Here is a 10,665-nt window from a genome sequence, read left to right as displayed (position 1 = left end):
TATGCCGTGCGGATCGAGCGCGGCCTTGATCGCGCGCATCGCGGCCAGTTTGCCGGGGTCGGCGTAGCGCTCCAGATCCGCGACTTTCAGCCGCCCGATGCCATGTTCGGCGCTGACCGAGCCGCCCATGCGATGCACGATGTCATGCACGCAGGATTTCACCGCCTCGCGCTGAGGATCGTGATCAGCGCGGCTTTGGCCGGGGCGGGGGAAGACGTTGAAATGCAGGTTGCCATCGCCCAGATGGCCGAAACAGTTGATGCGGAAGGCGTCGACGCGGGCCAGCGCCGCGGTGGCCTCGGAGATGAAGGCGGGGATCAGGCCGGGAGGCAGCGCGATGTCATGCGAGGAGACGGCGCCGATCTTGCGATTGGCCAGCGGGATGGATTCGCGCAGGGCCCAGAAGGCCGCGCGTTGCGTGCCGGATTGGGCGATGATGCCATCGCCGACCAGATCGCCCGCCGCATCGTAAAGATCGGCCAAGGCCTCGGACGGGTTCAGGCCGGGCGGCAGGCCGATGTCGATCAGCACCAGCCATTCCGGCGGGTTTTCAAAGGGTTGCCGGACCTGTGGCAGGGTCTCGCGCAGGAATTCAAGGCCCTGGCGGTGGATCAGCTCAAAGGCCGAGACCATGCCCGGCAGGCGGTCTTCGGCCAAGGCGAGCAGGCGCAGCGCCTCGGTGGGGCCGGGCACGGCCAGCAGTGCCGCGCCCTCGGCACCGGAGCGCGGAAACAGCCGCAGGCTGGCCGCCGTGATCACGCCCAGGGTGCCCTCGGACCCGATCAGCAAATGGCGCAGGTCATAGCCGGTATTGTCTTTCTTCAGGCGTTTCAGGCCGTTGACCACCGTGCCATCGGCCAGCACCGCCTCCACCCCCAGCACCAGATCGCGGGCATTGCCATAGCGCAGCACATTCACCCCGCCGGCATTGGTGGCCAGCAAGCCGCCCAGCCGGGCCGAACCTTGCGAGGCCAGCGTCAGCGGGAACAGCCGCCCCGCGCTTTCGGCCATGGCGTGCAGATCAGACAGAATCACCCCGGCCTCGGCCTCCAGCACGCCTTCCTCGGGGTGGAGGCCGCGCAGCGCGGTCATGCGTTCCAGCGACAGGATCAGAGGCGCCGGGCCATCCGGCATCAGCTGGCCGCCGACAAGGCCGGTGCCGCCCGCACGCGGCACCACGCCCACGCGCGCCGCATGGCAGGCCGCCAGCAGCGCCGCCACATCGGCCAGCCTGCGCGGCACGGCCACGGCGCTGCCCTGCCCGGTCCAGCGCCCGCGCGGCTCTTCCAGATCGGCGGCTTGCGCGGGGCGCAGCAGGTCTTGCGGCAGACGGTTCAGAAAATCGGCATCGGCGGGGTTGAGCATGGCGGTCTCCTCTTCCCTCACCTAGCGCGCGGGAGGCGGGCCGCCAAGGCTCGGCCCGGGGGGATCAGCTTTCGCCGGGGAAAATATCCTCGAGCGAGCGAATCGCGGCGTCATCCTCGGGCGTGGCCGCCGGGGGAACGAAGAAAATCTGTGCGGCGTAAACAGCCGCCGCGCCCATCAGCGCGGGGAGGAAATCAAGAAACATCTGCCATACTCCTGCGGCCCTCTTGCTGGGGCTCTGCTCGTGCCTTCCCATAGCATGATTCGCCGTATGGGCCAGATCACAGAGTCGTAAAGGCTTGGCATATGTGGGAAATCCGCCGATGGCGCCCCGGCGCAAGCGCCGGGGCTTTGGCAGATCGGCGCCTTGGCAGATCACGCGCTGAGCCGGGCCCAGATCTGATCCTTCAGCGCGCCGCGCTTCTTGCGCAATTCGGTTTCGCGCTCGGGCGCGACGGCCTCCACCCGGGTTTCGGCGCGATGCACGGCGCGGTTCACCTCGTGGTATTCCTCCACCAGACGGGCGAAATGGGCATCGGCCTCTTTCAGCGCCGAGATTTTCAGCGCCTCGGCCGGAAACTCCTCAAGCAGTTCATGCGGGGTATTGGACATCGCGTGTCTCCTTCCTGCGTTACGAAGACAGGATAGCGCCGGGAATCACGCCGGGGTTTGATACGGATCAATCCTTTGGCAATTCATGTATTTCCGACATGAAAAAGCCCGCCAGTGGGGCGGGCTTTTCGGGGATCAGCGTTGGCTGGTCTGCCAGTTCGGGTTGATCCAGGGCTCCAGATTGGAGGGGGCAAGCGGCGTGCGGCCCAGAATGTGATCCGCAGCCTTTTCGCCCGTCATGATGGATGGCCCGTTCAGGTTGCCATTGGTCACGCGCGGGAAGATCGAGCTGTCGGCAAGGCGCAGCCCCTCCACCCCGATCACGCGGGCCTCCGGGTCCACCACGGCCATCGGGTCATCGGCCCGGCCCATCCGGCAGGTGCCGCAGGGGTGATAGGCGCTTTCCACATGCTCGCGGATGAAGCCGTTCAGCTCGTCATCGGATTGCAGGTTCACGCCCGGCTGGATTTCAGACTTGTAATAGGGCTTGAACGCGTCCTGCCCGATGATCTCGCGCGTGAGGCGGATGCAGCGGCGGAAATCATCCCAATCTTGCTCATGGCTCATGTAATTGAACAGGATTTTCGGCGCGGCCTTGGGGTCGCCCGAGCGCAAGCTGACAGACCCGCGCGACAGCGAGCGCATCGGGCCGGTATGGGTCTGGAAGCCATGGCCCTCTGCCGCCGCCTTGCCGTCATAGCGCACCGCGATGGGAAGGAAATGGTATTGGATATCGGGGTAATCGACCCCGGCCTGCGAGCGGATGAAGGCGCAGGCCTCGAACTGGTTCGACGCGCCAAGGCCCTTGCGGGTGAGGAGCCACTGCGCCCCGATCATCGCCTTGCCCCAGAGGTTCCAGTATTTATAAAGCGTGATCGGCTGGCTGGCGGCGAATTGCAGGTAAAGTTCCAGATGGTCTTGCAGGTTCTGGCCCACGCCGGCGCGATCGGCCACCAGCGGGATGCCATGTTCGGCCAGATGCGCGGCAGGGCCGATGCCCGACAGCAGCAGAAGTTTCGGCGAGTTGATCGAGGAGGCCGAGATGATGACCTCGCGCGCGGCCGGAATCACCACCACCTGCCCGCGCTGTTCGATCTCTACCCCCGTGGCGCGGCCGTTTTCGATCACGATGCGGCGGGCAAAGCCCTTCTCCACCTTCACCCGCCCGGTTTTGAGGGCCGGTTTCAGATAGGCATTGGCGGCGGACCAGCGGGTGCCGTTCCAGATCGTCGCCTCCATGGCGCCGAAGCCTTCCTGTTGCTGGCCGTTGTAATCGGGCGTCACCGGGTAACCGGCCTGACGGCCCGCCTCGACAAAGGCGTTGAACAGCGGGTTCTGGCGCGGGCCGCGGGTGATGTGCAAGGGGCCGTCATGGCCGCGGAAGGCCTTGTCGCCGGTCTCGCCGTGCCAGTTTTCCATGCGCCGGAAATAGGGCAGCACATCGGCATAAGACCAGCCATTCGCCCCCTGTTCGGCCCAATGGTCGAAATCCTTGGCATGGCCGCGCACATAGACCATGCCGTTGATCGAGGACGAGCCGCCGATCACCTTGCCGCGCGGGGTGGCCAGCACGCGGCCTCCCAGATGCGGTTCCGGCTCGGTCTGAAAACCCCAGTCATAGATGCCCATATTCATCGGATAAGACAGCGCGCCGGGCATCTGGATGAACGGCCCGGCATCGGTGCCGCCGAACTCGATCACCGTGACGCTCCGCCCGGCCTCGGCCAGACGATAGGCCATGGCGCAGCCCGCCGAACCGGCGCCGACAATAACGTAATCGGATGTCATCAATAGGGTGCCTCCACCGGGCCCATGCCGACATAGACCGATTTGACCTGGGTGTAATGCTCGACCGCCGCCTTGGAGTTTTCGCGGCCCACGCCCGAGGCTTTCACCCCGCCAAACGGCCCTTCGACCGGCGTGAGGTTATAGGCGTTGATCCAGCAGGTGCCCGCTTGCAGCTGCGCGACCACACGATGCCCGCGTGCGAGATCGGCGGTGAAGACGCCCGCCGCCAGACCGAATTCGGTGGCATTGGCACGGGCGATCACCTCGGCCTCATCCTCGAAATCCAGCACGGCCATGACCGGGCCAAAGACCTCCTCGCAGGCCAGCGTCATCTCGTCGGTGATGTCGGCAAAGACGGTGGGCTGCACATAGAAGCCGGTGTTCAACTCGCCACGCGCGCCGCCCGCCACCAGCCGCCCGCCCTCGGACTTGGCCTTTTCGATATAGGCCAGCACCTTGGTCAGCTGCGCCTCGGAGACCATCGGGCCAAGCTGGGTGTCGGGGTGCAGCGGGTCGCCCAGCTGGATGGCGGCGGTGCGGGTGGCCAGACGCGACAGGAATTGCTCCTTGATCGCCTTATGCACGAAAACCCGCGTGCCGTTGGAGCAGATCTGCCCGGTGGAATAGAAATTCCCCAGCATCGCCGCGCCAATGGCGCTTTCGATGTCGGCATCCTCGAACACGATCAGCGGCGACTTGCCGCCCAGTTCCATGGTGACATGGCGGATGCCCTCGGCGGCGGCGGCATAGACCTTGCGCCCCGTCGGCACCGAGCCGGTGAGCGAGACCTTGGCCACGCGGGCATCGGTGACCAGCGCAGCCCCCACGGCGCCCCTGCCCTGCACCACGTTGAAAAGACCCGCCGGCAGGCCCGCCTCGATGAAAATCTCGGCCAGTTTCAGCGCGCCCAAGGGGGTGACCTCGGAGGGTTTGAAGATCATCGCATTGCCAAGCGCCAGCGCGGGCGCCGATTTCCAGCAGGCGATCTGGCTGGGATAGTTCCACGCGCCGATGCCGACACAAACCCCCAGAGGCTCGCGGATCGTATAGACGAAATCGCCGCCGAGCTGCACGGTTTCGCCAGTCACGGTCGGCGCGAGGCCCGCGAAATACTCCAGCGCATCGGCACCCGAGGGCCAATCGGCCACCGTGGTTTCCTGAATGGGCTTGCCGGTGTCGAGGGTTTCGAGAATCGAAAGCGCGTCATTGCGGGCGCGGATCAGATCGACGGCGCGGCGCAGGATGCGGGCACGCTCCACCGGGCGGGTGGCGGCCCATGCCTTTTGCGCGGCCTCGGCCCCGGCCACCGCGGCCTCGATCACCGCAGGCGTCGCCTCGTGCAAGACGGCAATCACCTCGCCCGTGGCAGGGTAAATCACCTCGATCGCCGCCCCGGCCTGATCCTCGACATAAGCACCATTGACGAAATGACTGGCCTTCGGTTGTGCCCGCATGGTCACCCCTTTCATGATTGTTTTCCAAGTTCGGTGGTCAGGAAGTCCATCACCACCGCCACAGCTGCCGCCGAATCGGGCGGCCCGTTTTTCAGCGCCTCGCGCAGATAGACACCGTCGATCAGCGCCCCGAGTGCAGCCGCCACCCCCGGTGCCCGCGCCCCCACCAGAGGGCGCAAATCCGACATCAGGTTTGACCGCAAACGTCGCTGATAGATCGCAAGCAGTCGCCTTGCCTCGGCCACGGTCTGCGCCAGCACATAGAAATTGAGCCACGCGCCGACGGCCTCGCGCCGGAAATTGCCCGGGCTGAAGCTGGCCCGAAGGATTGCCTGCAACCGCGCCTCGGGCGCATCCCCGGCTGCGGCCAGTGCGCCCCGCACTTCCGCGCCATAAAGCGACAGGATATGACGCATGGCTGCCAGAAACATGTCTTCCTTGGAGCCGAAATAATGATGCGCCAGGGCCGAGGACATGCCTGCCCGTTTGGCGATCTGGCTGACCGTCACATCCAGCGAGCCTGCGCGCCCGATCTCCACGATGGTCGCTTTGACCAGCGCGGCCTTTCGGATAGGCTCCATTCCAAGCTTGGGCATGGCATGTCCGTGAAAAAACTTCTTGCCAAACCGAGCTAGCGCGAAGTTTATTGACTCGTCAATCAACAAAAAGCGCGCAGACGCTTGAGACATAAAACACCCGCGAACCACCACAGGGAGACCGCGATGACCAAACTGAAAACCACCCTTCTCGCTTCGGCGGCCATGCTGGCGCTTTCGGGCGCCGCCTTTGCCGAGGGTTGCGACAAGGTGACCTTCTCGGATGTGGGCTGGACCGACATCACCACCACCACCACCGCCGCGCGGCTGGTGCTGGAGGGTCTGGGCTATGATGTGGAAGTGAAGATGCTGGCCGTGCCGGTGACCTATGAGGCGCTGAGCAAGGGCGACATCGACGTGTTCCTGGGCAGCTGGATCCCGGCGCAGACCGCCGCCGTCCAGCCCTATCTGGACAACAAGACCGTCGAAGTGCTGACCACCAACCTGCAAGGCACCAAATACACCCTCGCCGTGCCGACCTATCTGTATGACAAGGGCCTGAAGACCTTTGCCGATGTGCCGAAGTTCAAGGACGAGCTGGAAGGCAAGATCTATGGCATCGAGCCGGGCAATGAGGGCAATGGCTATCTGATCGAGCAAACCGCCGCCGGCAAGTCGCTGGAAGGCATGGAAGTGGTGGAAAGCTCGGAACAGGGCATGCTGGCGCAGGTGTCGCGGCTTTACCCCGACCAGAAGGCCGTCGTGTTCCTGGGCTGGGAACCCCATCCGATGAACGCCAATTTCTCGCTGAAATACCTGCCGGGCGGCGAGGAGTTCTTTGGCGAGGAGGGCGTGGTGAACACCGTGACCCGCGTGGGCTATGCGGCGGAATGCCCGAATACCGGCGCGCTTCTGAAGAACATGACTTTCACCCTGCCGATGGAAAACGAGATCATGGGCGCGATCCTCGACGATGGCGAGGATGCGGGCGATGCCGTGACCGCCTGGGTCAAGGCCAATCCGGCGGTGCTGGATGGCTGGCTGAAGGGCGTGACCACCAAGGATGGCGGCGACGGGCTGGCCGCTGTCAAGACGGCCTTCGGCCTCTGACACCGCCTGACCGCAAGACGGGGGTGGCCCGCGCCGCCCCCGTCGCTTTTGCATGCGTGCGCGCACACCTCCTGCAACCGAAGACCCTCCTGCAACCCAAGAAAGGCCGCGGATGGACTGGCTTTACAGCAGCGACTGGCTGACCGAATACAAATTGCCCATTGGAAAATGGGCCAAGCAGATCTTCACCTGGCTGAACGACAATGGCGGGCCGGTGTTCGAGTTTCTGCGCTTCATCATGCAGTCGGTGATCGACGGTTGCCTGTTCGTGCTGACCGAGACGCCGCCCCTGTTGATCGTGGCCGCTTTCCTCGGCCTGACCTGGTATATCCAGCGCAGCTGGAAAACCGTGGCGCTGGTGGCGCTCAGCTTTCTGTTCATCCTCAACCAGGGCTACTGGGAAGAGACGATGCAGAGCATGACGCTGATCCTGCTGTCTTGCGTCACCTGCATGGGGTTTGGCGTGCCTCTGGGCATCATGGCGGCGCATCGGCCGCGGTTTTACCGCGCGGTCTCGCCGGTGCTGGACATGATGCAAACCCTGCCGACCTTCGTTTACCTGATCCCCGCCATCGTGTTCTTTGGCATCGGCATGGTGCCAGGGCTGATTGCTACGGTGATCTTCGTGCTGCCCGCGCCGATCCGGCTGACCCATCTGGGCGTCAGCTCCACCCCGACCGCACTGATGGAGGCCGCGACCGCCTTTGGCGCAACGCCCTGGCAGCGCCTGTGGCGGGTGGAACTGCCCTGGGCCTTGCCGCAGATCATGGTGGGCCTGACGCAATCCATCATGCTGTCGCTGTCGATGGTGGTGATTGCCACCATGGTGGGCGCCAATGGCCTTGGCACGCCGGTGGTGCGCGCGCTTGGCACGGTGGACACCCGTCTGGGCTTTGAATCCGGCTTCATCATCGTGGTGGTGGCCATCATGCTGGACCGTATGCTGAAGGTGACGCGCAAATGACCGCTGTTGAATTTGATCGCGTCTCCATCGTCTTTGGCGACAATCCGCAGGCCGCGCTGCCCTTGATGGATCAGGGCAAAAGCCGCGCCGAGGTGCAGGCCGCCACCGGGCAGGTGCTGGGCGTGCATGATTGCTCGCTGACGGTGAACGAGGGCGAGATTCTGGTGCTGATGGGCCTGTCCGGCTCGGGCAAATCCACCCTTCTGCGCGGCGTGAACGCGCTGAACCCTGTGGTGCGGGGCGAGGTGCGGGTGTCGGATGGCGACAAGATGGTCTCTGTGACCAAGGCCGACCCGGAGACCCTGCGCCGTCTGCGCCTGTCGCGCATCGCCATGGTGTTCCAGCAATTCGGCCTGCTGCCCTGGCGCAGCGTGCGCGAGAATGTGGGCCTTGGGCTGGAGCTGGCGGGGCTGCCGGTCGAGGCCCGCCGCAAGCCGGTGGATGAACAGCTGGAGCTGGTGAACCTCACCCAATGGGCCGAGCGCAAGGTGGGCGATCTGTCGGGCGGCATGCAGCAGCGCGTGGGCCTTGCGCGCGCCTTCGTGACGCAGGCGCCGATCCTGTTGATGGACGAGCCTTTCTCGGCGCTGGACCCGCTGATCCGCAGCAAGCTGCAAGACGAGCTGCTGGACCTGCAAGCCCGGCTGAAACGCACCATCGTTTTCGTGAGCCACGACCTCGACGAGGCCTTCAAGATCGGCAACCGGATTGCCTTGATGGAGGGCGGGCGGATCGTGCAATGCGGCACCGCGCGCGAGATCATCGCCAATCCGATCAATGATTATGTGCAGGATTTCGTGGCGCATATGAACCCGCTTTCCGTCTTGTCGGCGGCGGATGTGATGCGGCGCGGCCCTTCGGGCGCGGATCGCGCGGTGGATGCCGACCTGGCGGTAAAAGCCGTGATGGAGCTGTTCCGCGACGGCGTGCCGGAACTGGCGGTCACGCAGGGCGGATCGGTGGTAGGCAGTATCCGGCCCGCCGATGTGATGGGCCGCCTGATCAACCCGCGCGGCATCTGACACAAGAGGCCGGGGGCATCCCCGGCCTTTTCAATTGGCCTTGCCCCTTCAATTGGCCTTGCGCGAGGGCAGAAACGGCAAGGGCATCACCGGCACCCCCTCCTCCAACAGCTTGCGAGCCTCCTCGGGCCTGGCCTCGCCATAGATCGGGCGTTCGGGGCTGCTGCCCTCATGCATGGCGCGCGCCTCGGTGACGAAATTCACCCCGACATATTCCGATTTCGCCTCCACCTCGGCACGCAGCCGGGCCATGGCCTGCTCGGCGGGGCTGAGCGGCTGGCGCAGATCGGTGGCGGTGGCAGGCTCGGCATGGGCGACGCGCGGCGCCATCAGCGCCTTTTCCACCCCGGCCCCGCCACAGACCGCACAGGCCAGCAGCCCCCGCGCCTTGAGATCATCAAAGGCGGCGGCATTGGCGAACCAACTGTCGAAATCATGCCCCTCGGCACATCTGAGCGCGTAGCGGATCATCGCCTGCATCCTGTTGCGGTCTGACAGACATGGCCCGGCGCGCGGGCAATTTCAACCGCCCCTCTGCAAATGCCCCGCCTCAGGCCCCGGCCACGGCCGGTGGCACAAAGGCCGCCAGCAGCGCCTGCAACTCGGGCTCGGCCACCTTGCGCGCGGCCTTTTCCGGCGAGAACCACTTGCGCCGCCGCTGCTTGTGTTCGGGATAGCGGCGGGCCAGCGCCTCGACCTGCAAGGGAAAGACCGCAACACGGCACGGCAAGGGCAGACGCTCGACCCCGATGCCCTTGTCATAGGCATAAAGCCCAAGGCATTCCGGATCGGCGGCGCCCTCGACCCCGGCTTCCTCCCAGGCCTCGCGCGCGGCAGAGGCCTCGGGCGTCAGGCGGTCGATCGGCCAGCCCTTCGGGATCACCCACCGCCCGGTATCCCGGCTGGTGATCAGCAGAACCTCCACCCCTTTCGCCCCGAGGCGCCAGCACAGCGCGCCATATTGCGTGCGCACATCGCTGTCCTCGGCGGCGAGGGTGTCGCCTGCGCGGATCGGGGGGGGAAACTCTGCTCGGATCATACGCCTGTCACTTTCTGTCAGCGATGGTTCTGTCGCCACCTCGGATTTGGGAGAGAGAGGTTTCACAGGCTGGCAAGATGCCAGATTGCGACCACTCTCTTTCAGAATAATGAAAGCTCAGACCTGAAATTCAACCCAGCTTGACAGTTTTGTATCGTTTCCGTGCGGAATTGTGGCTTTTCGCGCGGGTTTCCGCCGGTCGACAGCCAGGTTGACGCGCCGCATCAAAGCGCTAAGTCTGAGACGGGCGAAGGTCTGACAGGGCGTCTGACAGGGCCAGGAAGGGGACGCGATGCAAAAGGCAATGTGGAACCGGCGCGCGATGGTTCTGGGCGGCATGGCCGCTTTCGCCGCCACGGCGGTGCGGGCCGCTGCCGCCCCCGGCTTTCAGTTCGAGGCGATTGACGGCGGCACGCTGGATACGGCGCAATGGCGCGGCAAGCCGGTGCTGGTGGTCAACACTGCCTCGATGTGCGGCTTTGCCCGGCAGTTCGACACGCTGCAAACCCTGCAAGACCGCTATGCCGATCGCGGGCTGGTGGTGCTGGCCGTGCCTTCGGATGACTTCAAGCAGGAGCTGGGCAGCGAGGCCGAGGTCAAGGAATATTGCGCGCTGAACTTTGACCTGACGCTGGCGATGACCACGATCACCAGGGTTTTGGGTCCAGAGGCGCATCCCTTCTATCGCTGGATGGCCGAACAGCATGGGTTCACGCCCGGCTGGAACTTCAACAAGGTGTTGCTGGGGCCGGATGGCCAGCCGCGCGGCACCTGG

The 10,665-nt window shown here is 65.0% G+C and carries 12 protein-coding genes; 4 read left to right on the top strand and 8 right to left on the bottom strand.

Annotated features, from left to right (window positions below):
* From JNN06_RS12870 to betI, 6 genes are all read right to left on the bottom strand, one after another.
* Positions 1-1,365, bottom strand: a 1,365-nt coding sequence (locus JNN06_RS12870; protein WP_291239993.1) for an FAD-binding oxidoreductase, incomplete at its 3' end; no start/stop codon positions are given.
* Between the two features lie 64 nt (positions 1,366-1,429).
* Positions 1,430-1,570, bottom strand: a complete 141-nt coding sequence (locus JNN06_RS12865; RefSeq protein WP_291239992.1) for a hypothetical protein — start codon at positions 1,568-1,570, stop codon at positions 1,430-1,432.
* 170 nt (positions 1,571-1,740) lie between these two features.
* Positions 1,741-1,977 carry a DUF465 domain-containing protein gene (locus tag JNN06_RS12860; protein WP_291239991.1) on the bottom strand — a complete coding sequence of 79 codons (237 nt, stop codon included), beginning with the start codon at positions 1,975-1,977 and terminating at the stop codon, positions 1,741-1,743.
* A 135-nt stretch (positions 1,978-2,112) separates the two neighbouring features.
* Positions 2,113-3,765 (bottom strand): choline dehydrogenase, encoded by a 1,653-nt coding sequence (gene betA / locus JNN06_RS12855; RefSeq protein ID WP_291239990.1) that lies wholly within the window; start codon positions 3,763-3,765, stop codon positions 2,113-2,115.
* Positions 3,765-5,219, bottom strand: coding sequence for a betaine-aldehyde dehydrogenase (gene betB / locus JNN06_RS12850; protein ID WP_291239989.1), 1,455 nt, complete (start codon positions 5,217-5,219; stop codon positions 3,765-3,767). Before betB ends, betA begins: the two co-directional genes overlap by 1 nt.
* Before the next feature lie 11 nt (positions 5,220-5,230).
* Positions 5,231-5,815 (bottom strand): transcriptional regulator BetI, encoded by a 585-nt coding sequence (gene betI / locus JNN06_RS12845; protein WP_291239988.1) that lies wholly within the window; start codon positions 5,813-5,815, stop codon positions 5,231-5,233.
* A gap of 126 nt (positions 5,816-5,941) precedes the next feature.
* Between betI and choX the strand changes: the two genes are divergently transcribed.
* From choX to choV, 3 genes are all read left to right on the top strand, one after another.
* Positions 5,942-6,865, top strand: a complete 924-nt coding sequence (gene choX, locus JNN06_RS12840) for a choline ABC transporter substrate-binding protein (RefSeq protein ID WP_291239987.1) — start codon at positions 5,942-5,944, stop codon at positions 6,863-6,865.
* A 112-nt stretch (positions 6,866-6,977) separates the two neighbouring features.
* Positions 6,978-7,829, top strand: a complete 852-nt coding sequence (gene choW, locus JNN06_RS12835; RefSeq protein WP_291239986.1) for a choline ABC transporter permease subunit — start codon at positions 6,978-6,980, stop codon at positions 7,827-7,829.
* A complete protein-coding gene (gene choV, locus JNN06_RS12830) occupies positions 7,826-8,851 on the top strand; it encodes a choline ABC transporter ATP-binding protein (RefSeq protein ID WP_291239985.1) in 1,026 nt (341 codons plus the stop codon). Before choW ends, choV begins: the two co-directional genes overlap by 4 nt.
* A 48-nt stretch (positions 8,852-8,899) precedes the next feature.
* On the opposite strand, the gene JNN06_RS12825 is transcribed toward choV, so the two are convergent.
* Complete coding sequence (locus JNN06_RS12825; protein WP_291239984.1) at positions 8,900-9,322, bottom strand: DUF1178 family protein; 423 nt, start codon at positions 9,320-9,322, stop codon at positions 8,900-8,902.
* Positions 9,323-9,401: 79 nt separating this feature from the next.
* A complete protein-coding gene (locus JNN06_RS12820) occupies positions 9,402-9,890 on the bottom strand; it encodes an NUDIX hydrolase (RefSeq protein WP_291239983.1) in 489 nt (162 codons plus the stop codon).
* 337 nt (positions 9,891-10,227) lie between these two features.
* Between JNN06_RS12820 and JNN06_RS12815 the strand changes: the two genes are divergently transcribed.
* Positions 10,228-10,665 (top strand): glutathione peroxidase (locus tag JNN06_RS12815; RefSeq protein ID WP_291239994.1); only part of this gene is annotated, 438 nt, incomplete at its 3' end.

The sequence above is a fragment of the Gemmobacter sp. genome, from assembly GCF_016792925.1.
Taxonomy (GTDB): Bacteria; Pseudomonadota; Alphaproteobacteria; order Rhodobacterales; family Rhodobacteraceae; genus Gemmobacter.
This window is presented reverse-complemented; position numbering and strand designations above follow the sequence as displayed.

What these genes read in the sequence shown, in the direction of transcription:
- choX (WP_291239987.1), top strand. Translation starts at nt 5,942, where the DNA reads ATGACCAAACTGAAAACCACCCTTCTCGCTTCGGCGGCCATGCTGGCG.
- betB (WP_291239989.1), bottom strand. Translation starts at nt 5,219, where the DNA reads ATGCGGGCACAACCGAAGGCCAGTCATTTCGTCAATGGTGCTTATGTC.
- JNN06_RS12825 (WP_291239984.1), bottom strand. Translation starts at nt 9,322, where the DNA reads ATGATCCGCTACGCGCTCAGATGTGCCGAGGGGCATGATTTCGACAGT.
- JNN06_RS12865 (WP_291239992.1), bottom strand. Translation starts at nt 1,570, where the DNA reads ATGTTTCTTGATTTCCTCCCCGCGCTGATGGGCGCGGCGGCTGTTTAC.
- JNN06_RS12860 (WP_291239991.1), bottom strand. Translation starts at nt 1,977, where the DNA reads ATGTCCAATACCCCGCATGAACTGCTTGAGGAGTTTCCGGCCGAGGCG.
- betI (WP_291239988.1), bottom strand. Translation starts at nt 5,815, where the DNA reads ATGCCCAAGCTTGGAATGGAGCCTATCCGAAAGGCCGCGCTGGTCAAA.
- JNN06_RS12820 (WP_291239983.1), bottom strand. Translation starts at nt 9,890, where the DNA reads ATGATCCGAGCAGAGTTTCCCCCCCCGATCCGCGCAGGCGACACCCTC.
- choV (WP_291239985.1), top strand. Translation starts at nt 7,826, where the DNA reads ATGACCGCTGTTGAATTTGATCGCGTCTCCATCGTCTTTGGCGACAAT.
- choW (WP_291239986.1), top strand. Translation starts at nt 6,978, where the DNA reads ATGGACTGGCTTTACAGCAGCGACTGGCTGACCGAATACAAATTGCCC.
- betA (WP_291239990.1), bottom strand. Translation starts at nt 3,765, where the DNA reads ATGACATCCGATTACGTTATTGTCGGCGCCGGTTCGGCGGGCTGCGCC.